General features: G+C 55.9%; 24 protein-coding genes. 11 read left to right on the top strand and 13 right to left on the bottom strand.

Annotation, left to right across the window (positions count from 1 at the left end; genetic code table 11):
- Window positions 1–58: 58 nt before the first annotated feature.
- Window positions 59–394 carry a Grx4 family monothiol glutaredoxin gene (gene grxD, locus ATO67_RS01440; RefSeq protein ID WP_067643283.1) on the bottom strand — a complete coding sequence of 112 codons (336 nt, stop codon included), beginning with the start codon at window positions 392–394 and terminating at the stop codon, window positions 59–61.
- Between the two features lie 212 nt (window positions 395–606).
- Window positions 607–2673 (bottom strand): DNA topoisomerase IV subunit B, encoded by a 2067-nt coding sequence (parE, locus tag ATO67_RS01435; protein WP_067643280.1) that lies wholly within the window; start codon window positions 2671–2673, stop codon window positions 607–609.
- 173 nt (window positions 2674–2846) lie between these two features.
- Between parE and ATO67_RS01430 the strand changes: the two genes are divergently transcribed.
- The 4 genes from ATO67_RS01430 (at window position 2847) to ATO67_RS01415 (ending at window position 7021) form a co-directional block, all read left to right on the top strand.
- On the top strand, window positions 2847–3728 hold the full coding sequence (locus ATO67_RS01430; RefSeq protein ID WP_067643277.1) for an alpha/beta hydrolase family protein: 882 nt from the start codon (window positions 2847–2849) through the stop codon (window positions 3726–3728).
- A 184-nt stretch (window positions 3729–3912) separates the two neighbouring features.
- Entirely contained in the window at window positions 3913–4683 is a 771-nt protein-coding gene (tpiA, locus tag ATO67_RS01425) for a triose-phosphate isomerase (RefSeq protein WP_067643274.1), read from the top strand.
- Between the two features lie 102 nt (window positions 4684–4785).
- Window positions 4786–5235 (top strand): preprotein translocase subunit SecG, encoded by a 450-nt coding sequence (gene secG / locus ATO67_RS01420; RefSeq protein WP_067644194.1) that lies wholly within the window; start codon window positions 4786–4788, stop codon window positions 5233–5235.
- A gap of 157 nt (window positions 5236–5392) precedes the next feature.
- Window positions 5393–7021, top strand: a complete 1629-nt coding sequence (locus ATO67_RS01415; protein ID WP_067643271.1) for a CTP synthase — start codon at window positions 5393–5395, stop codon at window positions 7019–7021.
- 148 nt (window positions 7022–7169) lie between these two features.
- On the opposite strand, the gene ATO67_RS01410 is transcribed toward ATO67_RS01415, so the two are convergent.
- From ATO67_RS01410 to ATO67_RS01375, 8 genes are all read right to left on the bottom strand, one after another.
- A complete protein-coding gene (locus ATO67_RS01410; RefSeq protein ID WP_067643268.1) occupies window positions 7170–7550 on the bottom strand; it encodes a pentapeptide repeat-containing protein in 381 nt (126 codons plus the stop codon).
- Window positions 7551–7738: 188 nt separating this feature from the next.
- Window positions 7739–8494 carry a bestrophin-like domain gene (locus ATO67_RS01405; protein ID WP_067643265.1) on the bottom strand — a complete coding sequence of 252 codons (756 nt, stop codon included), beginning with the start codon at window positions 8492–8494 and terminating at the stop codon, window positions 7739–7741.
- 26 nt (window positions 8495–8520) lie between these two features.
- Entirely contained in the window at window positions 8521–9735 is a 1215-nt protein-coding gene (locus ATO67_RS01400) for a molybdopterin molybdotransferase MoeA (protein WP_067643262.1), read from the bottom strand.
- Between the two features lie 29 nt (window positions 9736–9764).
- Window positions 9765–10247 carry a cyclic pyranopterin monophosphate synthase MoaC gene (gene moaC / locus ATO67_RS01395; protein ID WP_067643258.1) on the bottom strand — a complete coding sequence of 161 codons (483 nt, stop codon included), beginning with the start codon at window positions 10245–10247 and terminating at the stop codon, window positions 9765–9767.
- Complete coding sequence (gene trpC / locus ATO67_RS01390; RefSeq protein ID WP_067643256.1) at window positions 10244–11059, bottom strand: indole-3-glycerol phosphate synthase TrpC; 816 nt, start codon at window positions 11057–11059, stop codon at window positions 10244–10246. Before trpC ends, moaC begins: the two co-directional genes overlap by 4 nt.
- Before the next feature lie 9 nt (window positions 11060–11068).
- The gene (gene trpD, locus ATO67_RS01385) at window positions 11069–12082 is read right to left on the bottom strand and encodes an anthranilate phosphoribosyltransferase (protein ID WP_067643253.1); all 1014 of its coding nucleotides are present in this window, start codon (window positions 12080–12082) and stop codon (window positions 11069–11071) included.
- A 23-nt stretch (window positions 12083–12105) separates the two neighbouring features.
- Window positions 12106–13998, bottom strand: a complete 1893-nt coding sequence (locus tag ATO67_RS01380) for a peptidylprolyl isomerase (protein ID WP_067643250.1) — start codon at window positions 13996–13998, stop codon at window positions 12106–12108.
- A 422-nt stretch (window positions 13999–14420) separates the two neighbouring features.
- The gene (locus ATO67_RS01375) at window positions 14421–14600 is read right to left on the bottom strand and encodes a hypothetical protein (RefSeq protein WP_067643247.1); all 180 of its coding nucleotides are present in this window, start codon (window positions 14598–14600) and stop codon (window positions 14421–14423) included.
- 431 nt (window positions 14601–15031) lie between these two features.
- Between ATO67_RS01375 and coaD the strand changes: the two genes are divergently transcribed.
- The 6 genes from coaD (at window position 15032) to ATO67_RS01345 (ending at window position 20131) form a co-directional block, all read left to right on the top strand.
- Complete coding sequence (coaD, locus tag ATO67_RS01370) at window positions 15032–15526, top strand: pantetheine-phosphate adenylyltransferase (RefSeq protein ID WP_067644192.1); 495 nt, start codon at window positions 15032–15034, stop codon at window positions 15524–15526.
- Between the two features lie 27 nt (window positions 15527–15553).
- Window positions 15554–16123 carry a peptidylprolyl isomerase gene (locus tag ATO67_RS01365; protein ID WP_067643244.1) on the top strand — a complete coding sequence of 190 codons (570 nt, stop codon included), beginning with the start codon at window positions 15554–15556 and terminating at the stop codon, window positions 16121–16123.
- 35 nt (window positions 16124–16158) lie between these two features.
- Window positions 16159–16668 carry a peptidylprolyl isomerase gene (locus ATO67_RS01360; protein ID WP_067643241.1) on the top strand — a complete coding sequence of 170 codons (510 nt, stop codon included), beginning with the start codon at window positions 16159–16161 and terminating at the stop codon, window positions 16666–16668.
- A 74-nt stretch (window positions 16669–16742) separates the two neighbouring features.
- On the top strand, window positions 16743–17825 hold the full coding sequence (gene queA / locus ATO67_RS01355; RefSeq protein WP_067644189.1) for a tRNA preQ1(34) S-adenosylmethionine ribosyltransferase-isomerase QueA: 1083 nt from the start codon (window positions 16743–16745) through the stop codon (window positions 17823–17825).
- Window positions 17825–18955, top strand: coding sequence for a tRNA guanosine(34) transglycosylase Tgt (tgt, locus tag ATO67_RS01350; protein WP_067643238.1), 1131 nt, complete (start codon window positions 17825–17827; stop codon window positions 18953–18955). Before queA ends, tgt begins: the two co-directional genes overlap by 1 nt.
- 27 nt (window positions 18956–18982) lie before the next feature.
- A complete protein-coding gene (locus ATO67_RS01345; RefSeq protein WP_106404873.1) occupies window positions 18983–20131 on the top strand; it encodes an aminodeoxychorismate synthase component I in 1149 nt (382 codons plus the stop codon).
- 157 nt (window positions 20132–20288) lie between these two features.
- Here ATO67_RS01345 and ATO67_RS01340 read toward each other — a convergent pair whose 3' ends face one another.
- From ATO67_RS01340 to ATO67_RS01330, 3 genes are all read right to left on the bottom strand, one after another.
- Complete coding sequence (locus ATO67_RS01340; RefSeq protein ID WP_067643235.1) at window positions 20289–21416, bottom strand: S-(hydroxymethyl)glutathione dehydrogenase/class III alcohol dehydrogenase; 1128 nt, start codon at window positions 21414–21416, stop codon at window positions 20289–20291.
- Between the two features lie 84 nt (window positions 21417–21500).
- On the bottom strand, window positions 21501–22439 hold the full coding sequence (locus tag ATO67_RS01335) for a DMT family transporter (protein ID WP_067643232.1): 939 nt from the start codon (window positions 22437–22439) through the stop codon (window positions 21501–21503).
- Window positions 22440–22564: 125 nt separating this feature from the next.
- Window positions 22565–23761: a flagellar biosynthetic protein FliO gene (locus tag ATO67_RS01330; protein ID WP_067643229.1), complete on the bottom strand. Its 1197-nt coding sequence runs from the start codon at window positions 23759–23761 to the stop codon at window positions 22565–22567.
- Between the two features lie 356 nt (window positions 23762–24117).
- Here ATO67_RS01330 and cckA point away from each other — a divergent pair, with 356 nt between their 5' ends.
- Window positions 24118–26709, top strand: a complete 2592-nt coding sequence (cckA, locus tag ATO67_RS01325) for a cell cycle histidine kinase CckA (protein ID WP_067643226.1) — start codon at window positions 24118–24120, stop codon at window positions 26707–26709.
- Window positions 26710–26908: the final 199 nt, after the last annotated feature.

Here is a 26908-nt window from a genome sequence, read left to right as displayed (position 1 = left end):
GGGGGCAACGCCTAGACAAGTTTTAGAATAATAGGGGGGCCGGGGTTCCCGGCCGGAATCAGGCCGCTCCGCGGACGCTGATACCCTGTTCCTGAAGTTGGTCCTGAAGCTCACCGGACTGGAACATCTCTTTTATAATGTCACAGCCGCCGACAAACTCGCCCTTGATGTAAAGCTGGGGAATGGTTGGCCAGTTGGCATAGTCCTTGATGCCTTGACGTAGATCAGCATCCGCAAGCACGTTGATGCCCTTATACTGCACACCCAGGTAATCGAGCATCTGTACGACTTGCCCGGAGAAACCACACTGCGGAAACTGAGGGGTGCCTTTCATGAAAAGCACGACATCGTTGCCCTTCACTTCGCCGTCGATCATTTCGTGAATGCCGCTCATGGCAATTTCCTTTCACACGCGGTTCAAGGCCGCTGCTTCGTTTGTTCTTAAATAACATGGTCGCGAGCGATTTCCAGCCGTTAATGGCAAAAAATCCAAGCGGGTTACGCATATCGTCTATGCGTTTGATGATAAGGCGACAGTGGCCCACACGCCGAGAGATGATCCGCACCGTTTCAGTGTCCGAAATCTCTTGCAGATGCCAAAGGTCGTCAAATATCCAGATTTTCCGCGAAAGCCGAACGATCCTGAATGAAACGGAAGCGGGCTTCGGGTTTGGTGCCCATCAAGTTGTCCACGGCTTCGCGGGTGCCTTCGAAATCCACATCATCGATTTCCACGCGCAGAAGGGTGCGCTTGGAAGGGTCCATGGTGGTTTCCTTCAACTGCGCAGGCATCATTTCGCCAAGGCCTTTGAAGCGGCCTATTTCGACTTTTTTACCCTTGAAGACAGTCTCCATCAATTCGGCACGGTGCACGTCATCGCGGGCGTAGACCGTTTTGGCACCCTGACGAATGACGTAGAGCGGCGGCACCGCGAGGTAGAGGTGGCTGCCACGAATGAGTTCGGGCATTTCCTGATAGAAGAAGGTAATCAGCAGCGAGGCAATATGCGCACCGTCGACGTCGGCATCGGTCATGATGACGATGCGCTCGTAGCGCAAATCTTCGTCGCGATATTTCGTGCGTGTGCCGCAACCGAGTGCCTGAATGAGATCGGCGATCTGCTGATTTGCAGACAGCTTTTCACGGCTGGCACTGCCGACGTTGAGGATTTTTCCACGCAACGGCAGGATGGCCTGGTTTGCGCGGTTGCGCGCCTGCTTGGCGGAACCGCCAGCCGAATCACCTTCCACGATGAAAAGCTCTGCACCCTCTGCCGTGTTCTGGGAGCAATCCGCCAGTTTGCCGGGTAGACGCAACTTGCGAACGGCGGTCTTTCGGTTGACTTCCTTTTCCTTGCGGCGACGAAGGCGCTCTTCGCAACGCTCGATAACCCAATCCAGAAGCTTTGCGGCTTCGTTGGGGTTACCAGCCAGATAGTGGTCGAACGGATCACGAAGCGCGTTTTCGACGATGCGCTGCGCTTCCACCGTCGCCAGCTTGTCCTTGGTCTGGCCCACGAATTCAGGCTCACGAATGAAGACGGACAGCATACCGACAGCCGAAATCATCACATCGTCAGTGGTGATTTCGCGGGCGCGCTTGTTCTGCGTCAACTCCGCATAGTTTTTCAGCCCCTTGGTCAACGCAATGCGCAGGCCAGCCTCGTGGGTGCCACCCTCAGGCGTGGGGATAGTGTTGCAATAGGAATGCAACTGGGCATCGCCACCATACCAGGTGACAGCCCATTCCATGGCGCCATGGCCGCCGGTCCTTTCCGTCTTCCCAGAAAAGATTTCGCGGGTGACCGTGAAGTCCTTGCCCAGCGTTGCCGCCAGATAATCCTTCAGACCACCGGGAAAGTGGAAAACTGCCTTTTCCGGGATGTCACCGTCCGGTGGCACCATGCCGGGATCACAGCTCCAGCGTATCTCGACGCCGCCGAAGAGGTAGGCTTTCGAGCGGGCCATACGGAAAATGCGTGCCGGTTCGAACTTTGCATGTTCACCGAAGATTTGCGGATCGGGATGAAAACGAACGCGTGTGCCACGACGATTGTGCACATCGCCCAGTTCTTCTAGCCCGCCCATGGGAATGCCGCGTGAAAAACGCTGGCGATAAAGCTTGCGGTTTCGGGCAACTTCCACTTCAAGCAGGTCGGACAAGGCGTTGACGACTGATACGCCGACGCCGTGAAGGCCGCCAGACGTTTCATAAGCTTTGCCGTCGAACTTGCCGCCCGCATGCAGCTTGGTCATGATGACTTCCAGCGTGGATTTGCCGGGGACCTGCGGGTGATTTTCCACCGGAATACCGCGGCCATTGTCGCTGACAGTCAGAAATCCTTGCGTATCCAGATGGACTTCGATGAAATTGGCGTGACCAGCGACGGCCTCGTCCATCGAGTTGTCGATGACTTCGGCGAACAGATGGTGCAGCGCTTTTTCATCCGTGCCGCCAATGTACATGCCAGGACGCATGCGAACGGGCTCAAGCCCTTCCAGCACGCGAATGGACGACGCACCATATTCCTGCTCGGAAGAGGTTGTCACGACCACAGGCTTGGGGGCGCTGGCGACAGCTTTCACCACAGGCGCAGGTGCCGGTTCACTCGTTTCCGGTTCCTGACGCTTTGCCGTAGATTGGCTTGAAAAAAGATCGTTGCTATCGTCCATTGTGCCCAGTTCAGTCAGAATTTGGCCATGCGAGCAGGCATATGATTTGCCACAACGGCAACCAAATGTTGCTACTCAAGCACGGATGATCGGTTTTCGCGTCGTCCTAAGGATTGCGCCGCGCCTGCCCGGATGGCAAGTGTTGTGGCTTAAATGAAATGGTTCCTCAAGGCATGTCCACAGCTATCTTCACCTTTTGTACTCTTTTTTGCCTGTCTGTTGCGATCGTGCCAGCCTCTGCACAAAGCGCAGGAGGGCCGCTTAAGCCTTTCAAGGACGAGCTGTTCTCAACACAGACGGTACTCTCCACAGGGGACAATGGCGCATCGCAGATTATCGACTATCAGGAAATGCATGACATCAATGGGCGCGACGATACGCCAGAGCGACGGGTGAAGCGACAATATGTCGACCTCGCGCCTAAGAAGTTTCAAGAGCTTGAGACAATCGCGGTTGGGGGCAGGGCGCTGGAGGTTGGTCGCGTTGGCGCAACAACTGGTCAGGCCTTCACGGTGATTTTCATCCACGGTCGCGGCGGTGATCGCAGGCTGGGCATGAATGACTACACCTTCGGCGGCAATTTCAATCGGCTGAAGAATTTGGCGGTTGCCAATGGCGGCACCTATTATGCGCCGAGCGTGCGTAGCTTCGATGAGAAGGGCGTGGCCGATATTGCCGCATTGATTGCTGATGCCAACGCGAAGTCTGGCGGGCGTCCCGTCATTCTCGCCTGTGCGTCTATGGGCAGTTTCATTTGCTATGGTATCAGCCGCGATGCGCAGGCCGTATCGAATCTCAAGGGCATGGCAATCCTTGGCGGTGCGGTTGATCCGGACTTTCCCAAAAGCGCTTTTGTGAAGGCCAAAAAGCCCCTTTGGTTCACGCATGGCAGTGAGGACAAGGTGTATTCCGCTCAGCAGCAGGCGGGTATGTTCCGCACATTGTTGAAAGCTGGCCAGCCGACACGCTTCACGCTCTATCAATCCGGCACCCACGGTACCCCGGTACGCATGACGGATTGGCGCGCGGTGCTGAATTTTTTGATCACGCATTGAGCAAGGATGGCGTCAAAACGACGAAAACAAGCAAAATGCTGCGATTTTAACCGATGTTATGAACCAAAAGCGTTCTTTTTTGTACCAAATACAATCGCTAGCCTTTAAGACATAAAGGAAACTGGCCGCTATGAGCGCTTGGACTTTGTTGAGCGCTTTTGAAGTTAAGAGGAATAGATCGCCCATGACCCCTGATGTTCGCCCGCTCGTCGCTGGAAACTGGAAGATGAACGGAACGCGCGATTCGCTTGATCAGATCAAAGCGATGGCCGAGGGTGTCAAAGGTCCGCTTTCGGACAAGGTGGACGCGCTGATCTGCCCGCCCTCGACACTGCTGTATGTCGCGACAGCTCTGAGCGATGACAGCCCGCTGAAAATCGGTGCGCAGGATTGCCACCAGAACCCGTCGGGCGCCCATACGGGTGACATCTCGGCCGAGATGATTGCCGATTGCTTCGGCACTCATGTCATCGTTGGCCATTCCGAACGCCGCACCGACCATGCAGAAACCGACCATCTGGTCCGCGCCAAGGCCACTGCCGCCTATGCGGCGGAACTGGTTGCCATCATCTGCATCGGAGAGACGGCGGATGAGCGAAAGTCTGGCCAGACGCTGGATGTTCTCAAGCGACAGCTTGCCGGTTCCTTGCCTGATGATGCGACAGCAGAAAACACCGTGATTGCCTACGAGCCGGTATGGGCCATCGGAACCGGCCTGACGCCGACCACGCAGGACGTGAGAGAGGCTCACGCCTTCATGCGTGAAGAGTTGGTCAAGCGCTTCGGTGCGGAAGGGCAGGGCATGCGTATTCTCTACGGCGGCTCCGTCAAACCAACAAACGCTCTCGAACTGATGGGTGTGGAAAATGTCGATGGCGCGCTGATTGGCGGCGCAAGCTTGAAAGCATCCGATTTCCTCTCCATCTACGCCGCTTATGAGCAATTGACGGCCTGATGCCGTCTTTCGTCTCTCAGGGGGTTGGAATACGCTTTCGCCTCATGTAAAGAGCCGCAAACTTCTTCATTGTGCTCCAAACGGGGCATGGAATGGATTGTCATGCAGAACGTACTGATTGTTATTCATCTCATGATCGTGCTGGCGCTCGTCGGCGTTGTCTTGGTTCAGCGCTCCGAAGGCGGCGGCCTAGGTATCGGCGGCGGCTCTGGGTTTATGTCCGCACGCGGCACGGCAAATGCGCTGACGCGCGCAACAGCCATTCTCGCCGCGCTGTTCTTCGTCACGTCTCTCGGCCTCGGTCTTCTGACACGCTACGAATCGCGCCCGACGGATATTCTGGATCGCATTCCGGCGACACAGGGTCAGGGTAACGGCATTCTTGATACGCTGGGGCCATCGTCTTCGACGCCTGCTGCTCCGGCTCAGAACGGTGTGCCATCATCGACCAACGGTGCGGCGGCCCCGGCGACAACGACACCAGCACCAGCGACCCCGGCTCCGGCAACGCCAGCCCCGGCCAATTCGAACGCAGTTCCGACCGGCCAGTAAACCCGGTTGAGGCATAACACTCCGGCAGGCCAAAAGCCTGCCGGTTTTCTTTTGTTCATATTCCTGCCACGCCGTGTCGCGTCATCAACAGATGAATGCGCTTCTAGTTAATTTTGGGCTGGCGGAATCACTCATTTAAAGGTAACCGGTGAATCCCATGGCGCGATATGTATTCATCACAGGCGGCGTGGTCTCTTCTCTTGGTAAGGGCATTGCCGCTGCAGCACTCGGAGCGTTGTTGCAATCCCGTGGTTACCGGGTGCGACTTCGCAAACTTGACCCCTATCTCAATGTCGATCCCGGCACGATGAGCCCCACCCAACACGGTGAAGTCTTCGTGACGGACGACGGCGCAGAGACGGACCTCGATCTTGGTCACTACGAACGCTTCACAGGACGTTCGGCCACCAAGACCGACAACATCACCACGGGTCGCATTTACAAGAACATCATCGACAAGGAACGCCGCGGCGATTATCTCGGCGCGACTGTGCAGGTGATTCCGCACGTTACGAACGAGATCAAGAATTTCGTGACTGAGGGCAACGAGGACTACGACTTCGTCATCTGCGAAATCGGCGGCACTGTGGGCGATATCGAAGCCATGCCATTCATGGAAGCGATCCGTCAGGCGAAGAACGATCTTCCACGCGGCACTGCCATATTCGTTCACCTCACATTGATGCCTTACATTCCCGCAGCAGGCGAGCTTAAGACCAAGCCGACACAGCATTCCGTCAAGGAGTTGCAGGCGCTGGGCATTCACCCCGATATTCTGCTGGTGCGTGCAGACCGGGAAATCCCTGAAGCTGAACGCCGCAAGCTTTCGCTGTTCTGCAATGTGCGTCCATCCGCCGTTATTCAGGCACTTGATGTGGCCAACATCTATGACGTACCGATTGCCTACCACAAGGAAGGCCTCGACAACGAAGTTCTGGCAGCCTTCGGCATCGAGCCTGCGCCAAAGCCACGCCTCGAGCAGTGGGAAGAGGTCTGCAACCGCATCCACACGCCGGAAGGCGAAGTGACGATTGCCATCGTCGGTAAATATACCGGCCTCAAGGATGCATATAAGTCGTTGATCGAAGCCCTGCATCACGGAGGCTTTGCCAACCGCGTCAAGGTCAATCTGGAATGGATCGAGTCGGAAGTCTTCGAAAAGGAAGATCCGGCACCCTATCTTGAAAAGGTCGATGCCATCCTCGTTCCCGGCGGTTTTGGAGAGCGTGGCTCTGAAGGTAAAATCCGCGCTGCCCAATATGCCCGCGAGCGTCAGGTGCCCTATTTCGGCATCTGCTTCGGCATGCAGATGGCAGTCGTGGAAGCGGCCCGCAATCTAGCCGGTATCGAACAGGCTTCGTCCACCGAATTCGGCACAACGCCAGAACCTGTCGTCGGTCTGATGACTGAATGGGTGAAGGGCAACGAGCTCGAAAAGCGCAATGCAGCTGGTGATCTCGGCGGCACGATGCGCTTGGGCGCCTACAAGGCATCGCTCAAGAAAGGCACCAAGATCGCGGAAATCTACGGCTCCACGGACATCTCCGAACGTCACCGCCACCGTTACGAAGTCAACGTGGACTACAAGGATCGCCTCGAAAACTGCGGCCTCGTCTTCTCCGGCATGTCGCCGGATGGTGTATTGCCTGAAACCGTCGAGTACCCCGACCATCCGTGGTTCATTGGTGTGCAATACCACCCAGAACTCAAGAGCCGCCCGCTTGACCCGCATCCGCTGTTTGCAAGCTTCATTGAAGCGGCACTGGAGCGGAGCCGGTTGGTTTGATTGGACGCAATTTAAAATGAAAAGGGCTGCAGCGATGCGGCCTTTTTCTTGTTAAGGTCTACTTTACGCCACAGCACACATTTGCAGTCGTTGCAAATTCTGGCAGGTGTTGCTTGAATCGGCATTTTAGCGAAAGAAGTAAATGGCCTTAGTTTTTCGCTTTTTCATAGGCCATGAATAGATCAGTTACGAGAACGCCGTTGATCCGCATCCCCGTTAAATCGGCGTCTTTGATCTCAGAATCTGCCAACGTGACGCCGCTTATGGTTAAGCGCGAGAGATTTGCATTCGTAATGGTGGCTCCAGACAAATTGACGTTATTAAAGCGTGCGTCTGCCAGAGTGATATCGTCAAAAACCGCATCGCTTAAATTGGTGTCGGTAAACCTTGCCCTAGTCAAAACAGCGTAAAACTGTGCATCTGCGAGGTTTACGCCGTCGAAATTAGCGCGTGACATATCGGCGCGCTTGTAATGCGTTCCCTGCATTTGAGGGCCATCAAATTGATTGTGTTCTTGGGGTGCGGTCATTCTCTTATCCTCCGTTCAATTATGATTGTGACCCAAATAATGTCAGGCTGTACAATTATTTACGACCGTCAAATCTGAAATAGAAATGGCCAAGCAAATTCCGGCCGTGCCGTTCGTCGCACAACTAAATTTAGCGACAAAATGACCAGTTCTGATTTTTAAATAAAATCTCGGTCGCAAAACATAGCTCATGATCTCACTTCAGCAAGCGCTCGCTTAAGCGGCTCGTCCGATACCTGGATGAACCCTTGGAACGGTATGTCCATGTCAACCACGAGGTAAAAAGCTGCTGCAAAAAGCGCTGCGGCAATGACGAAGGATATAACGACGACGGAGTTCTTCGGCGCTCGATAACCGAAGCTTCCAAAAATCAGGACAAGCCATGCCACCACTATGCCAACAAGCGGCATCGGAATCACGCCTTCCGATTGCTCGATGATTGTCCAGCGCTGTTCTACCAAGCGCTGAAATTGTCGCCGTATGTCTGAAGCGAGGTCAGCGTGATACGGCTCTACAGGTTGAATAGTCATGAGGGTATCGGACAAACGGTCTAGCGCTGTCCCTGCTGGATCTGGCGCTCCCTTGACACTGTCAACGGCACGCGCCGGGTGCGCTATCGCCATTTCTATGTATGCGCTTAGCGCGCTCCGAGCGTCTCTGCCACCTATTCCGTAGCTCCGAAGCGAGTGATCGAGCAGGATCAGATTGGTGGCATATGAATGGGAGTTGGCGTTGACTGTTTCGAACGTATTTTTTGACGAGTTGATCATAAGACCGAAGACCAGCGACGTCATGACAACGAAAATATTGGCGACAAGACGGATGACTGCATTCGTTTCGTCGTCTTTGTGATGAGCGGCCAGTTTTGGAGAAATGATCATTGCGCCGAGCGAGGCGGACAAGAGGCACGCGAAGACTGTGGCAGCCAATAAGGTGTCGATCATTTACCGCGCTCCAAAAGCTGTCCTTACTATCTTAACCGCACCATCAAACACTCCCCACCAGCTTCAAGTTCCGGTGCATGCGGCGCGCGCACGATCAAACAATCCGAGTGCGCCATGGTCTTCATCATCGCGGAATCCTGTTTGGTGAAGGCTTCGACGATGGGCTGGTCGTTTTCGTGGCCGATGATTCGGGCTCGTAGGTAGTCCTGACGCTGGTCGTTTGCTTTGAGTGTGGTGGCGGTCTTGGCCGTTGTTTCGCGGGAGACGATCTGGCGGTGGCCGCGTTTTTTGATCAGGGGTTCCAGAAAGAGCAGGCTGCAAACAAGGCTGGCGACCGGGTTGCCGGGAAGGCCAAGAACCTGCATCTCTCCGATCGCACCGACTATCAGTGGTTTTCCGGGGCGCATGGCGATACGCCAGAAATCCAGCACCATTCCTTGCGCTTTCAGCGCCGCCTGCACAAGATCATGATCGCCCACAGATGCGCCGCCGAGCGTGACGAGAATATCGGCTCGCCCAGCGATGGCCTTGTCGATTGCGGCCCGGATGAGCGTTTCATCGTCAGGCACAATTCCGAGATCGAGGATTTCAGCTCCTGCCTTGCGGGCGAGGGCGGAAACACCGAAGGTATTTGACGCGATGATCTGAGCGGGATTGGGCTTGCCGCCCGGCACCACCAGCTCATCGCCCGTTGCCAGTACGGCGACGACAGGCTTGCGATATACACAAAGCTCCGCATGGTTCATTGCAGCAGCAAGCGTTATGTCCGTGAAGGTCAGTTCAGTTCCTGCCTTCAGTACTGCCTCACCTTCCAGAAAATCCTGTCCGCGTGGACGGATGTGTCTGCCTTTTGTGACCTGAAACGTCGTGCGTATCTGGCTGTTATCCAGGACTTCGGCATCTTCCTGAATGAGAACCGCATCCGCGCCCTGCGGCAATGGTGCGCCGGTGAAGATACGCACGACCTGGCCGTTGCCGACGATTCCTGAAAATGCGTGACCTGCCGCAGCCGCTCCGATGACGGTGAGAACAGAGCCGATCTGTGGCGCATCCGCTGCACGCAAAGCATAGCCGTCCATCGCCGACGCATCGAAAGGCGGCTGGGTTAGACGCGCTGACAGATCGCGGGCGAGGACGCGTTGATCGGCATCTGTCAGATGCACAAGCTCAACAGCTGTGACGGGATTTGCAGCACCCAGCAATCGAGCCTGGGCTTCGGCAACGGGCAGGAGGGGCTTCATGGTGGTTCCTCTTCCTGTGACGGCGCTGCTCAAGCTTTGAAATGCCCGGACTTTCCACCGGTCTTTTCCAAAAGTCTGATCGAACCGATTTCCATACCTTTGTCGGCAGATTTGGCCATATCGTAGATGGTGAGGCAGGCTATGGAAACAGCCGTCAGCGCTTCCATCTCCACACCCGTCTTGCCAGAAAGCTTGACGGTGGCCTGCACGCGCAGGCCTGGCAGGGCATCATCCTCTGAAATATCAACAGCAACCTTGGTCAACATTAGCGGATGGCAGAGAGGTATGAGGTTCGACGTCTGCTTTGCGGCCATGATGCCGGCGAGACGGGCTGTGCCGATAACATCACCCTTTTTGGCGTTACCTTCGCGGATCAGCGTCAGCGTTTCCGGCTTCATCTTCACGAAACCCTCGGCCACTGCAACGCGTGCGGTTTCCACCTTGTCGCCGACATCCACCATATGCGCTTCGCCTGAAGCGCCGATATGGGTGAGGTTCAGATCGGCACTCATTCGGCAGCCAAGCTGTCTGTTTGGCCGTTCAGGAGCATGCGTGTGGCGGCTGCGACATCATCCTTGCGCATGAGGCTCTCACCGACGAGAAATGTCGTGATGCCTGATGCCTGAAGGCGCGTGCAGTCTTCAAATGTGAAAATTCCGCTCTCGCCCACTAGCAACTTGTCATCCGGAACCATGGCGGCCAGTCGCTCGCTGGTCTCCAAGCTGACGTCGAAAGTGCGCAGATTACGATTGTTGATACCAAGCAGCGGAGAGCCGAGTTTCAGCGCCCGCTCGGTTTCTTCCTCGTCGTGCACTTCCACCAGAACGTCCATGCCCAGTGAGAAGGCTTCATCTTCCAGACGCTTTGCTTCGTCGTCGGAAAGGGACGCCATGATGATCAAAATGCAATCGGCACCCCAGGCGCGGGCTTCATGGACCTGATAGGTTTCGAACATAAAATCCTTTCGCAGTGCGGGCAGGGTGCAGACATTTCGAGCTGCGGTCAGAAAATCTGGTGCGCCCTGAAAACTCGGCGTATCCGTTAGCACCGAAAGGCAGGCCGCTCCGCCCGTCTCATAGGCCTTCGCGAGAGCCGGTGGATCGAAATCCGGGCGGATAAGACCTTTGGATGGACTGGCCTTCTTGATTTCGGCAATGAGGCCGAATGTACCATCGGCTCGGCGGCGCTTCAGCGCTTCGTAAAAACCGCGTGGTGCCGTCTGGTCCGCAGCCATGGCTTTGAGGTCTGCCAGCGAAACCTTGGTTTTGGCCGCTGCAATTTCTTCGCGCTTATAGGCTTCGATCTTTTTCAGAATGTCGCTCATGGCTTTACCCTATTCTTCGTTCGAGACCATAACCAGTCTGTCCAACGCGGCAGAGGCTCTGCCGTCATCTAAGGAGGCGCTTGCGATTTTCATGCCATCCATCAGTGTTTCGGCCTTACCAGCGACCACGAGGGCAGCTGCGGCATTGCACAAGGCCACATCGCGGTAAGGATTTTTCGCGCCACCCAGAACGCCGCGAAGCGCTGTCGCATTGGCGATACCATCGCCGCCTTTGAGATCATTGATGCTGGCAATGTCCACGCCGAAATCCTTTGGCGTCAGATCAAAGGTTCTGATCTGGCCATTCTCGAGCGCCGCCACATGCGTTGTACCGGTGGTGGTGACCTCATCCAGTCCATCACCGTGAACGACCCAGATGCTTTCAGACCCGAGATCACGTAGAACTTCAGCCAGTGGCACCAGCCAGCGCGGCGAAAATACGCCAAGCAATTGTCTCTTCGCACCGGCAGGGTTGGATAGAGGGCCGAGCAGATTGAAGACGGTGCGTGTACCAAGCTCGACTCGGCTTGGGCCGACATGGCGCATGGCTGAGTGGTGAAGCTGGGCGAACATGAAGCCGAGACCGGCTTCGGTTATGCAGCGGCTGATAAGCTTCGGTCCAATATCGAGTTTGACGCCAAGCGCCGAGAGGGCATCAGCAGTGCCCGACTTCGAACTGAGCGCCCGGTTGCCATGCTTCGCCACAGGAACGCCCGTGCCCGCCACGATGATCGAGGCAAGTGTGGAAATGTTGTAGGTCCCAAGCCCATCGCCACCGGTGCCGACAATATCCATGGCATCGGCAGGCGCAGTCACTGGCAGCATACGGGCGCGCATCGATGAAACGGCGCCGACGATTTCGTCGACGGTCTCACCGCGCACCCGCAAAGCCATGAGGAAGCCGCCAATTTGCGATGGTGTTGCCTCACCCGACATCAGAATGTCGAAGGCTTCGCGAGACTGCTCTCGTGTCAGGCTTTCGCCGTTGGCAACCTTGGCAATCAACGGCTTCAACTCAGCCATGTCCTCATGTCTCCAGTTACGGCTTAGTAAGCGGTCATGGCCTGATCGGCTACAGCCTGATTGATGGTGACACCGTAGTCGTTCTGAAGGCGGTTGACCATCTGATCGAGCATATCGTCGCCAGCGGCATTTGCCATGGCTGTGATCTGCTGGTCGCTGTTGTCGAGGGCATCAGTGGGCGTCGTCGTGTTGACTTCTGTGACCTTGAACAGAATGCGGCTGGAACCTTCGGTGTCCGGCGCAGTACCAACGAGGCCCTGCGCACCGGCGAAGACGGCAGACACGGCCTGCTGACCCAATACGGCATCTTCGCTGGTGCGGCGAAGGCCCATCTTGGTTTCAACGCCCAAGCCCATTTCACCGGCGATTGCGGCCAGCGCCTCACCCTTTTCCGCGCGTGTCTTCAACTCGTCAGCTTTGGCGGCCAGCGCAGTACGCTGCTGTTCCGCCGTCCAGTCAGCGACGACCTGCTCCTTGACTTCATCAAGCGTACGGTCACGGGGCGGGGTAATCTGCTGGAGGTCAAACCAGACATAACCGTCGCGGCCGATATTGACGGCGGGCGCATCGCCACCCTGCTCAGCCTTGAAGACCTCTGCAACGAGGGCAGGGGTCGGCAGACCTTCAACCGGGTTGCCCTTTTCGTCTCCGCCGTTGGAATCGATGGCGTTGACGGTAACAGGCTTAAGGTTGAGTTGCGTTGCTGCATCCGTCAGCGAGGTACCACCGCCACGCAAATCTTCGTATCGGTCATGAACATTGTTCAGTTCTTCGGCAGCTTTTGTCGTTGCAAGGGTAGTGCGAATTTCTTCTTTCGCCTCATCCAGCGTCTTCATGCTTTCGTTCTTGATTCCGGTAACACGCAGGATGACGGGACCAAAAGCACCGTCGACCACTGGAGAAACGCCGCCGTCCTTCTGGATTGCAAATACAGCATCAGCAATCGATGGATCAGTGACGGTGTCTCTGGTGAATTCTCCGAGAATGACGTCTGCAGGCTGCTTGCCCTGGTCCTTGACGACCTGGTCGTAAGTCGTGGTGCCAGCGCGAATTTGCGCCGCCGCCGCTTCTGCCATTTCCTTGTCCGCGAATGTCAACTGCTCAATTGTGCGGCGTCCGGCAGTACGGAAGGCATCCTTGTGGCCCTCATAATACTCGGAAATCTGCTGATCGGTGACCGCGCCCTGGTCGGCAATGTCGGTCGCCTCAAGCTTCACATAGGTGAACTTGCGATATTCCGGTGCGCGGTACTGCGCCTTGTTCTTCTCGAACCAGGCAGCAAGCACGTCATCACCCGGCGCCTTGACCGGATCGATATTGGCATTGGACAGAAGTACATATTCAATGGACCGCTGCTCGTCGCGATACTGCTTCAGCGCGTCAACGAGAACCTGCGGTGGCTTGAAGCCATCCGAAACGGCGTCAACGATCTGTCCTCGGACAGCAACCTTGCTACGTTCCTTGACATAATCGTCTTCATTGAAACCAGCACCGCGCAGACGCTGGCTGAACAGGTTGCGGTCGAATTGGCCACTGGGCGACTTGAAAGCGGGGTCTTCGGCAATCAACGTTGCCAGTCGGTCTTCAGAAAGGCCGAGGTTCATATTAGATGCCAGTTCATCCAGTGCGGCCCCTGCCGAAAGCTGGCTGAAAACCTGACGGTCTATGCCGAAAGCCTTCGCCTGCTCCGTCGTCAGACGCGTACCGAATTGGCGGCCGACATCTGCCAGTTGGCGCTGATAGGCAAAACGAAACTCATTCGGTGTCACGGTCTGGTCGCCAACCGTCATGACGGCATGCGAGTTTGTCGACACCAGAGAAGCGGAAACGCCCCACACGCCAAAAGAGAGGACGAGGAGGAGAAGAAGAATCTTTGCCGCCAGAGTTCGAGAAGCATTTCTCAGGGAATCGAGCATCGTTATGCAAACCTCACAATATTTGCCCATTAGCCGGGTCTATGGGGCTTCCTTAAATCAAACCACTTTGAAATTGAAGGCTAAATTCGGCTGAAAAGCGCGCATATGCAAACGATGGCGTGAGGAACGGGCTTTTAACACGCCTTCTCCCTTATGGGAGGTCGGTCGCGCATGAAAAAGCCGCCTTTCATCAGGCGGCTGTTTTTGGGGTGGAAAGTGCTAAATAGGGGCGCTCAAGAGCCTTCAGAAAGCTTTGCTGCGCTCGATCATCGCTCTGAAGTCTTCATCTTCCTTTCGCGATTCCGTCACCACTGAGATGACTGATGCGACAAACATTACGCTGATCAAGGCTGCTAGCAATGTCAAGAATGTAAGCATGGAAGTATAACTCCAGAAGTGACGAGTACATCACTCCCGCTAGATCAGTAGTAATTCATGTACTGAGTGCGAGACGTGAGCTGGGGGTAATCAGGACCGTTCTGCTGCGGCTTTTGTCCGTAAAGGCTGAATGTGGTTGCCAACATCGCGATTACCAACATTGTCCAAGCTGTGCTGATCACGCCAATCTTCGCAGAAGTAGACTGTTTTTCTTTGATAAACATGTGCTTGTTCCTTAACCTGGGATTTGAACGCGCGATACTGAATCCAGTTCCGCTAAATTGTTAAAAATCGATTAGCATTGCGCCTGTGAAGCTTCCTTGAATGCTTCGTTCATCTGGCGTTCAGAAAATCGGCAGTTCACGTCAATCCATAAAAACATATTCGACGACGAAGGATGTCGCGATTGCCAGGACCATCATGAAAACCAGCATTTCCGTCTCCGATTGGGGCGTCAGGCCCCGTTGCCATTCGATGTGACCTTTATAGTGACGCGCTTTGAAGCCACCCTGAATGGACCATTCATGCCGTGTTCACCCGCCAACAACGGGTCTGCGGAGAGGGGCTTGCTACCCATTGGCCTTGCGAAGCCCGGCCTTCCATGACAAAAGGCGGCACATTCATTTGCACGCCGCGCGTAAATATCGAGAGCGATATGACGATTGCCTTTTATCCCGGGTCTTTCGATCCGATGACCAACGGACATCTCGATGTTCTGATTCAGTCGTTGAATGTGGCGTCCGAACTCATCGTCGCGATTGGTATTCATCCCGGCAAAGCGCCACTATTTACGTTCGAAGAGCGCGCAGAGCTTATTCGCCGCTCTCTGAATGACGTGGTGCCAGACGCGGCATCCCGTCTGAAGGTTGTTTCCTTTGGAAATCTTGTGGTTGATGCCGCCCGTGAGCATGGCGCAAGCCTTCTTGTTCGTGGCCTTCGTGATGGTACTGATCTGGACTACGAAATGCAGATGGCCGGCATGAACAGGCAGATGGCGCCTGACATTCAGACGGTTTTTCTACCCGCTGGAACGGCGTCGCGGCCCATTACCGCCACATTGGTTCGCCAGATCGCCTCCATGGGCGGTAATGTGGAAGCGTTTGTGCCGCAAGCCGTGCTTGAAGCCCTTAACAGCAAGCTGAAGAAATAATTCAGCCCTTTATCTGGAGCCAATCCAATGAAACTGCTTCGATTTGCCTTTGCAGGCGCCATGTTAATCAGTGCGATCGCGGCCAGCAGCCTTGCATCCGCCGCCGAATTTTTGACCATCCAGCTGAAAGACGGCCCTGTCGTCATCCAGCTTATGCCGGAAGTCGCTCCCAAACATGTTGTGCAGATCAAGGCGCTGGCTGAAAAGGGCGCTTATGACAACGTCGCTTTCCACCGCGTTATCCAGGGCTTCATGGCTCAGACCGGTGACGTGCAGTACGGCAACATGGAGAAGTCCTTTAGCGCCCAACGCGCGGGAACTGGCGGCTCTGATATGCCGGATCTGCCAGCCGAGTTCTCCAAGGTTCCGTTCGAGCGCGGCACGGTTGGCATGGCACGTTCGCAGGACCCGAATTCCGCCAATTCGCAGTTCTTCATCATGTTCGACAAGGGTGCATCCCTCAACGGACAATATACGGTTGTCGGGAAGGTCGTATCCGGCATGGAATTCGTAGACAAGATCAAGCGCGGCAAGGGCGGAAACGGTGAAGTGATCGACCCCGACCGCATGATCAAAGTCACCGTCGGCAACAAATAAAACCGGGCGAAAGCCACACTAGAAGGAGAGATACCATGGCCGAGATCAAGGATCCGGAAAACACCCTCATCATGGAAACCACGACTGGTAAAGTCGTCATCCAGCTTTTGCCGGAAGTGGCTCCAGGTCACGTTGCGCGCATCAAGGAACTGGTTTCCGAACAGGCCTATGACGGCGTTGTTTTCCACCGCGTCATCACCGATTTCATGGCCCAGACAGGTGACGTGAAGTTCGGCAAGAAGGGTTCTGAAAGTTTTAACCCGGCCCGTGCCGGTATGGGCGGCTCTGAAAAGCCGGACCTGCAGGCCGAGTTCTCCGCCATTTCCCACGTTCGCGGCACATGCTCCATGGCTCGTTCCCAGAGCCCGAATTCTGCCAACTCGCAGTTCTTCATCTGCTTTACCGACAGCCCATGGCTGAACAAGCAGTACACCGTCTGGGGCCAGGTCATCGAAGGCATGGAAGCCATCGACAAGATCAAGCGCGGCGAGCCTGTGAAGGATCCCGACTCCATCGTCTCCATCCGCCTTGCTTCTGGAGCCTGAGCGTAGGATATAGACATTTGGCCCGCCTCGCAGGCAACTGCGGGGCGGGTTTTGATATTTTCGAGAGCCTGGCAATGCGTGTAGACCTGTTCGACTTCGACCTCCCTGACGACAACATCGCGCTTCGCCCGGCCAGCCCGCGTGACAGTGCGCGTCTGCTCGTGGTCGATCCGAATGCGGGCAGCATGGCGGACCATCAGGTTTTTGATCTTCCGAGCTTCCTGAAGCCTGGCGATGCGCTGGTGTTCAACGACACGCGCGTCATTCCCGCCCAGCTTGAAGGTGTGCGGCTGCGCGAGGGTGCGCCGGAGACTGCCGTTTCCGCCACGCTGCACATGCGCACTGACGCCAGCCGTTGGAAGGCCTTTGCGCGGCCCGGAAAACGCATCAAGCAGGGCGACCGCATCCGCTTCGGTTACGAGCGCGACAACGCCTGCAGCCTGGCTTTTCTGGAGGCAACGGTTGAGGAGAAGGGCGAGGAGGGTGAGATCACCCTGCTGTTCGATGTGTCCGGCCCCGTGCTGGACGAGGCCATCGCCTCAGTCGGTCATATTCCGCTTCCGCCTTACATTGCAGCGAAGCGGCCCGAAGATGCGCAGGATCAGACAGATTACCAGACCATCTATGCCCGCGAAAAAGGTGCTGTTGCTGCCCCAACCGCAGGGCTGCACTTCACGCCAGAGCTTTTCGAGAAGCTCGATCAGGCCGGTGTGGAACGCCACTTCGTGACGCTGCATGTGGGTGCGGGCACGTTTTTGCCCGTCAAGGCTGACGACACCGAGGAGCACAAGATGCACCTTGAAATTGGCTATGTATCCGAAGAGACTGCGGCGAAGCTGAATGCCGTCAAAGCGCGGGGCGGGCGCATCATCTGCGTCGGTACCACCTCACTGCGCCTGATCGAGAGTGCCGCGACCGATGAAGGCCAGATCAAGCCTTGGTCAGGTCCAACAGGCATCTTCATAACACCGGGATATCGCTTCAAGGCAGTCGATATTCTGATGACGAATTTTCACCTGCCGAAATCCACGCTGTTCATGCTGGTGTCGGCGTTCTGCGGGCTGGATACGATGCGCAATGCTTATGCCCATGCGATTTCCACCGGCTACCGTTTCTATTCCTATGGCGATTCCAGCCTGCTTTTCCGGAAAATTTGATGCAAGAGAACTTCACCTTCACCCTTAAAACAACCAGCGGCGGCGCGCGCCTTGGCGAAGTGGCCATGCCACGCGGAGTCATTCGCACGCCGGCCTTTATGCCGGTCGGCACTGTTGGTACCGTCAAGGCCATGTATCTCGACCAAGTGCGTGAACTGGGTGCCGATGTCATTCTCGGCAACACCTACCACCTGATGCTGCGCCCCGGCCCGGAGCGCGTTCAACGTCTTGGCGGTCTGCATGAGCTGATCCGCTGGCCACACCCGATCCTGACCGATAGTGGTGGCTTTCAGGTGATGTCGCTTTCCGGTCTGCGGAAGCTGGATGAAAAAGGCGTGACGTTCAAAAGTCATATTGATGGCTCGCTGCACTACATGTCGCCTGAACGCTCCATCGAAATTCAGGGGATGCTGGATTCCGATATCCAGATGCAGCTGGATGAATGCATTGCACTGCCCGCCGAGCGCAAGGAAATCGAGCGCGCGATGGAAATGTCTCTGCGTTGGGCAGAGCGTTGCCGCGTCGCTTTTGGCGAGCAGACGGGCAAGGCCATGTTCGGCATCGTGCAGGGCGGTGACCAGCCGGACTTGCGCATTCGCTCGGCGGAAGGTCTGAAGCAACTCGACCTCAAGGGCTACGCGGTTGGTGGTCTTGCCGTGGGTGAACCGCAGGATGTGATGCTCGGCATGCTTGACATCACCTTGCCGGTTCTGCCAACCGAAAAGCCGCGTTACCTGATGGGCGTCGGCACGCCGGATGATATTTTGAAATCCGTGGCGCGTGGCATTGATATGTTCGACTGCGTCATGCCGACCCGCTCAGGTCGTCACGGCCTTGCCTTCACGCGCCGCGGCCGGGTGAACCTTCGCAATGCCCGCCACGCCGAAGACATGCGACCGCTGGACGAGCAGTCCAACTGCCCGGCATCGCGTGATTATTCCCGCGCATACCTGCACCATTTGGCCCGTTCCAATGAAGCTCTCGGCGGCATGCTGCTGTCCTGGCACAACCTCGCCTATTATCAGGAACTGATGCAGGGCATTCGAAAATCCATCGAAGAAGACCGCTTTGCGGATTTCTACGCCGAGACCATTGAAATGTGGGCGAAAGGCGATATCGATCGCATCTGATATCGTCTCTAGCCGGATCGAACGGATTTGCTGACTTCGCCCTATGCGCTTTTTCGCGATGATACCACTGGCTCGGTAATGCTGTTTGCCGAGCCGGAAGAAATGATCATTGCGCATGAGGCGCAGGAGTTCCTTCCAGCGATTGAGCGGATGCAGGCGGCGCGCGCTGACGGTAAATATCTTGCCGGATATATGTCCTACGAGGCTGGATATCTTTTTGAAAAGAAGTTGGCGCCGCTGGCTGACGTAAAGCGCGACGTGCCTTTATTGTGCTTCGGGGTGTTCGCGTCACCATCCGGTGATGACGCGAAATTGTCCCCGGATACATTGGTGAACGCAGATGATTTTCTCAGCGACATCAAGCCGGGCTGGACGCTTGCAGAATACAGCGCGCAATTCTCAAAACTGCACCAGCATCTGCGGCAAGGTGATTGTTATCAAGCGAACCTGACGATGCCGATCCATGCTCGCTGGCATGGCGATCCGCTCACGGCATTTTGGTCTCTGATCGAGCGGCAGCCAGTGAAATATGGCGCGTTCGTCAATCTTGGCGGTCCCGTAATCCTGTCACGTTCGCCAGAGCTGTTTTTCTCGGTGAAGGAAGGTTGGATCGAAACGCATCCTATGAAGGGTACGGTCAAGCGCGGTGCGTCAGAAGCCGACGATGCTGAGTTGATCGCGGGGATGCTCAAGGACGAGAAGACGCTCGCCGAAAACCGGATGATCGTCGATTTGCTGCGGAATGATATTTCCCGCATTGCCGAAGTTGGCACGTTGCATGTGCCGAAGCTGTTCGAAATAGAGACCTATCCAACTGTGCACCAGATGGTGAGCCATGTGCGAGCCAAGCTTTTGCCGGATATGACGGTTGGAGATATTTTCGCGGCGCTTTTCCCCTGTGGCTCGATAACGGGTGCGCCGAAAATGCGGGCGATGGAAATTTTGCACGATCTGGAAACCGGTCCGCGCAACGCGTATTGCGGTGCTATTGGCATAATATCACCTAATGGTGACATGCGGTTCTCTGTGTCGATCCGCACCATCACGTTGTTCCTAGACGGCAACGCCATCTTCAACGTCGGTGGTGGCATCGTGTTCGATTCGACGGCGGATGCGGAATATGACGAGTGTTTGCTGAAAGCAAAGTTCGCGACGGGTGAGAAACGGCTGGGATAAAGGTGTTTCGCTAATCGCGATTGCCTCACACGCTGAACGTCATGCTCAGGCTTGTCCCGGGTATCTGACGACTCAAAGGTCAACGTCGGAACGACTTTTCTCATAACGCTGTCCTTCGGCGCATCTCGCCGAAGGACAGCGTTGATTGATCACTCAATCAATAAACCACGACACCGCGAATGCTCTCACCCGAATGCATCATTTCGAAGCCATGGTTGATGTCTTCAAGCGGCATGGTGTGAGTAATCATCGGGTCGATCTGGATTTTGCCTTCCATGTACCAATCCACGATCTTGGGCACGTCCGTGCGGCCACGTGCGCCACCAAACGCGGTGCCCATCCAGTTGCGGCCGGTGACCAACTGGAACGGGCGGGTCGAAATTTCCTGGCCAGCACCGGCGACGCCGATAACCACAGATTTACCCCATCCGCGGTGAGACGATTCGAGCGCCTGGCGCATGACCTTGGTATTGCCTGTGCAATCGAAGGTGTAATCCGCACCGCCAATGGTGTCGCCGTTGCGTTTGGTCAGATTGACGAGATAAGGCACGATGTCGTCGCCGACTTCCTTTGGATTGACGAAGTGCGTCATGCCGAACTTTTCACCCCAAGACTTGCGGTCATTGTTGATATCGACGCCGATAATCATGTCGGCACCGGCAAGGCGAAGACCCTGAAGCACGTTGAGGCCAATGCCGCCGAGACCGAAGACGATGGCCGTCGAACCAATTTCGACCTTGGCGGTGTTGATGACTGCACCGATGCCGGTCGTCACGCCGCAACCGATGTAGCAAATCTTGTCGAAAGGCGCGTCGGGATTGACCTTGGCCAGCGCAATTTCCGGCAGAACCGTGAAATTGGCGAAAGTCGAGCAGCCCATATAATGGAAGATCTTATCTTTGCCGATGGAAAAGCGGCTGGTGCCGTCTGGCATCAAGCCTTGTCCCTGTGTGGCGCGGATGGAGGTGCAGAGGTTCGTTTTGCGGCTGAGGCAAGAATAGCATTCACGGCACTCCGGCGTATAAAGCGGAATAACGTGATCGCCCTTTTTCAGCGATGTCACACCTGGGCCGACGTCGACAACAATACCAGCACCTTCGTGGCCGAGAATGGCTGGAAATAGACCTTCAGGATCTGCGCCTGACAGTGTGAAATCATCCGTGTGGCAGATGCCGGTTGCCTTGACCTCGATCAGCACTTCGCCAGCCCGTGGCCCTTCAAGCTGAACCGTCATGATTTCGAGGGGTTTGCCTGCCTGAACAGCGACTGCGGCGCGAACGTCCATTTTCGTCTCCTTAGGTGCGTCTCAAATTTGCAAAGACTTTTGCCCGACCTTGGCGGAGGGAACAAGGGCGGCGGGCGATATTCGTCAAACTTCTGCGACGCTCAACGTGGCCCGTTGTACGCTTCTGCGCTCGCGCCATATGATGAAAAGGCCGGACGCGACGATGATGACAATGCCAAGCCATTTCGAGGCTGTCGGGAAATCTGAAAACAGCACATATCCGAGCGCAGTCGCAGAAATGATCTCGAAATACTGAAACGGTGCAAGCAGGGACACGGGCGCAAGCCAGAATGCCTTGACAACGAGCAGGTGCATATAGCCCGATATGGAGCCGAGCAAAACAAGTAGCACCAAGCCGTGGCCCCAGCCCGGCAATGACATTTCGAAATTGATATCGCCCACTGCGTGACCGATCAACAGAGCGACGGCCATGAACGCGGTACCGGCTATGCCCGCCATTGTTTGCATGACGAGCGGGCTATCCGCATCACCCATGGCACGGTTGAGAAAGAGGTAGAGCGAGAAGAGAAACGCGCAAGCGACCGGCAGGAGCGAAGTCCATCCGAAGATTTCGAAACTCGGTTGTATCACGATCATCGCGCCGACGAACCCTACGACGATTGCGCTCCAGCGCATCCAGCCAACTTTTTCCCCGAGAAAAAGTGCCGACATCATGGTCAAAAGAAACGGCTCGACAAAGTAGATCGCGAAGACGTCTGCCAAGGGCATGTATTTGACAGCTGCAAAAAAGGTCAGACTTGCAGCTGCATGCAATACGCCTCTCAACAGATTGAGCCATGGGCGCTTGGCAGACAGCAAGGCACGCGGTGAAATCACCAGCAGCAGGGGCAGGGTGCAGACGAGCTGGAAGAAGAAGCGATAAAATGTCACCTGAGCAGGCGACATGCCTTCGGAGACTGCCATATATTTGGCGATCGCATCCATTGTCGGCAGAACGATCATGCAGCCTGACATGATCAGCATGCCCCGAAGTGTCGCAGATTTCGTCGCCGCCCCGTTCATTCGGTCACCCTTTGTTCCTGCCTGCGAGGTTGATCAGAGTCGCGGAGGCATGGCAATGGCGGTAAGCCGAAACCGGCCAGGCAATGCCGTTTTACGCTGCAAGACGCGAGCTGTGGCAACGTCGCCTACTTGTCTCGCGTGACAGCCATCTCGCCGAAAATGCGCGCCATCTCCTTCTGGACATCTTGATCCGTGGTGGCGCTGGGCGCGGGCGGTGCGACAGGCTCTGAGAACTCTGGGTGTTTTCTCGGTTCGAGACTGACATCGGGGGCATCGGTAGCATTGTTCTTGGCGATTTCGGCTTCTAGGAAGCTTTCGAAATCGCTGGTCAACTGATCGCCGAAGACCGCACCGTTCTCGCCTGGAGCGAGTGGTTCCGGTTTGGCAATGTTGGCCGATGCAGTCATTGGGGCTGAGTTGCTGAATGTTGGTAGTACGCGTTCGCGCGCGGCATCGAGAAAATCAACGGCGTTGTTCTGGTCGATGACTGGCTCCGGTGCAGACATGGCCGTCGGCGTCATGACGAACGGCTTTTGCTGCAGGCGCTCTTGAGAGAAAGGTTCGGGCACGCTTGATTTTGCGACCGGCTCCGACTGGAGGGAAGCAGCGGTCACAGCGGGAACGACCGAGGGAGTGACAGGTGCTGCAAGGGGTTCTCTCGCCATCGGCTTCGGCACAGAGACAATCTCCGGCGCGGCTTGTGCGGTGGGCTGCACTGCGGGGCGCGAAGCAGGAGGGGCAGGTGTGGCGACAATGGGTGCAGCAACGGGTGGCGTCGGCTTTGGCTGTGCAGCAACGACCGGTCGCTGGGGCGCAGCCGGGGTCGGAGCAGGTGCCGGTCTTGGCTCTGGTTTCTGTTGAGGGGCAACTGCGGCAACCGGGGTCTGCATTGCAACAGGTGCCACAGGGCGAATTTCTTCTTCCTTTGCAGACGTCAAAGCTCTTGGCCGGTTAGAAGCAATGGCTTTTTCGGCAGGCGGAGACGGGAGCAGGTCGTCCTGTGGATCGCGAACATCTCTCATGATCGGAATAGCTCCGATACCGCTTTCGATGACGATGTCCGTCGGGCCGCCAATCATGACGAGGTGTTCTACATTGTCTCGGCGAACGAGCACCAGCCGGCGGCGGGCGTCCACGGCCGTTGCGTCCAGCACCTGTAGTCGAGGCTGACGGTTCTTGCCGCCGCGAATGAACGGAGATGAACCACCGCGTCTACGAATAAGCCATAGGATTATGGCCATCAGCAGAAGTGCTACGCCGACACCAACAACAGCAATGATCAGGTTGTTGCCATACGTGCTGATGAAATCACTGTCGATCATTGAGCCGGTCCTTTAGTCTTTTGGAGGGCAAGTGATTGCCAATCCTGATTTTTTCAAGCGCTTTGAGGCGAAAAGACGATTTTTTCGCGCTCAGCACAAGTTTTAATCAGCATTCCATGATGAAATCGCATCGATATTGAATGGGTGGTCCGCTTTTGACGTGGCAAAGCAGCCACGCAGAGACCGATATCGTGCGAGATGGGGCGTATTCGTTGTGTATTGGCAAAGGTTTATGGTGGGGTGGAGCTTTTTGATATTTCTGCGAATTGCTACAAGGGATAGATAAAGCGATTCCGTTCGGGGTATTTGTCTTCGAATGTACAAGGGTCGGCAAAATTGCAAGGGTGAGAGCCTCGATGACCAAGGTGAGCCAAGCCAGCGACAATGACTTTCCGTTGGTGGACAGGCGGGCAAGATCCGGCACCCTTTTGCGCATTTTACTGCTAGCTGTTGTTCTCGTCGCAGCAGCCGTCGCTTTCGTCTATTTCAAGAATTCGCTGGAGAATGAAGTCGTCCTCGGAATTCTCGGTGTTCTGGCGATGCTTGGCATTTTCTTTCTGGTGTCTTCGGCGATCGGCTTCATAGAGGTGATGCCGCAGTCCCAGTCTGATGGAATGGCGCGTCAGTTTCTCTCGTCGCATCCCGATGGTACTCTGATTACCGATCCCAAGGGGCGGCTGGTCTATGCTAACGCGACCTACTGCCAGATGACGGGTGCAACCAAGGCGACCGATATTCAGAGCCTCGAGACGTTGCTCTCGCGTGACAGGGAATCGACCGAGGCGCTTTATCGGCTGATCAATGCACTGCGTGAAGGCAAAGACGGATACGAAGAATTTCGCCTGTTGAAGCCGTTGAGCGAGACGAAGTCGCAGTCCGGTCCGCATTGGTACCGCCTGAAAGCGCGTCTTTTGAAGGATGCCAGCGGCAACGATCTGCATGTCTTTCAGATTGCCGACATCACGACCGAACGTGAGGACCAGGAGCGGTTTTTCCGCGAACTGCAAAACGCTATCGATTATCTCGATCACGCTCCGGCCGGTTTCTTTTCTGCCGGTAAAAGGGGTGAGATCGTCTATCTCAATGCCACGCTTTCGCAATGGCTGGGCATTGATCTGGCGCAGTTCTCTCCGGGTTCGCTGACGGTCTCGGATATCGTTGCAGGTGAGGGCATGGCCCTGATCGAATCTGTTCAGCCGCATGCGGGCACCAATCGCACCGAGATGCTCGATCTCGATATGCGCCGCGTCAACGGCCAGAGCATGCCAGCGCGGCTGGTCCATCAGGTGACCGCCACGCGAGATGGCGCTCCGGGTGAAAGCCGCACGATTGTTCTGATGCGCTCCAAAGGCAAGGAGAATGCCGAGTCTGCATCCGCCATGCGCTTTACGCGCTTCTTCAACAACACGCCGATGGCAATTGCGTCTCTGGACGGCGATGGTCGGATATTGCGCACCAACGCACCTTTCTTGAAGCTGTTCTCTGGCGTGGTCGGTCGTGACGATATCGATAATGGCGTCGTTCTTGACGCTGTTCTGCTGGATAACGACAAACCCAAGCTTCTGCAGGCTATCGACGCCGCAAAGGATCGTCAGGGCGATATAGCGCCGTTCGATTCCCGCCACCCCACGGACGAAACACGGCATTTCCGTTTCTATGTTCATGCCGTCATCGATCAGGATGACGAAGCGCCTGAGGAAGTCGCGATCGTCTATGCTATCGAGGTGACCGAGCAGAAGGCGCTCGAGACGCAAATGGCGCAGACTCAGAAGATGAACGCTGTGGGAACATTGGCGGGTGGCATCGCGCACGACTTCAACAACGTGTTGACGGCCATTCTTCTGTCCTCCGATCACCTGCTTCTTCAAGCACGGCCCGCAGACGCAAGTTTTGCCGATCTGATGGAAATCAAGCGCAACGCAAACCGTGCCGCGGTTTTGGTGCGGCAATTGCTGGCGTTTTCCCGCAAACAGACAATGCGTCCTGCGGTGCTGAACCTGACTGACGTTATTGGCGATCTGCGCATGCTGGTCGACCGGTTGATCTCAGGCACCAATGTCAAGCTGGAAGTCGATTATGGCCGCGATCTTTGGCCGGTGAAAACAGACCTTTCCCAGTTTGAGCAGGTTTTGATCAACCTCTGCGTCAACGCGCGTGATGCGATGCCGCAGGGCGGCAAGATAAAGATCATCACCCGCAATATGCCGGTGGATGAAGTCGTTGCCCTCGGGCGGTCTGATATTCCAGCCGAAGACCTTGTGATGATCGAAGTTGCCGATAACGGCACGGGTATTCCGCCCGAAATCATGGACAAGATTTTCGAACCGTTCTTCACCACGAAGGAAGTTGGCAAGGGTACGGGCCTCGGATTGTCCATGGTCTACGGTATCGTCAAGCAGTCAGGCGGCTATATCTACCCGGATTCGGAAGTGGGAAGAGGAACCGCTTTCCGCATCTTCCTGCCGCGTCACATTATTGAAGTAGTGCAGCCTCTGGAGGGCGAGGCGGCTCAAGCGGCTGCGGATGCTGCAGCCAAAGCCATCATGAAGGAAGAGCCGCAGGATCTTACCGGCAATTCGGCTGTCGTTCTTCTGGTCGAAGATGAGGAAGCGGTGAGGCGTGGTGGCAAGCGCATGCTTGAGACGCGGGGTTACACGGTTCACGAGGCTGGTTCCGGTACGGAAGCGCTGGAAGTGCTGGAGGAACTGGAAGGCAAGGTCGACATCGTCGTTTCCGATGTCGTCATGCCTGAGATGGACGGACCTTCGCTGCTGCGGGAACTTCGCAAAACATACCCTGATATGAAGTTTATCTTTGTGTCAGGTTACGCCGAAGATGCCTTCGCTAAAAATCTTCCGGCCGATGCCAAATTCGGATTCCTGCCAAAGCCATTTTCGCTCAAGCAGTTGGCCGTCGCCGTACGCGAGATGCTGGACAGCGAAAACTGAGTTTATCGACCGGACTTGGTATTTTACCATGCCTGGGTGACGAACTGTTTTAGACAGCGGCGCACATTCGCAACTAACTGCACCGCGCATGATCTGCTTTTCTGGAGACAGGCCTCATCTGACTCAAGAAGAGACCAAAGCTCAATGGACAAACATCGGATCTGCAAGAACAGAACAAAACAAACAAAACCTCTGACAT

This window comes from Agrobacterium bohemicum, from assembly GCF_001562555.1.
Lineage (GTDB): Bacteria > Pseudomonadota > Alphaproteobacteria > Rhizobiales > Rhizobiaceae > Agrobacterium > Agrobacterium bohemicum.
Note: the sequence above shows the minus strand (reverse complement) of the source record. Positions and strands in the feature narration are given on the sequence as shown.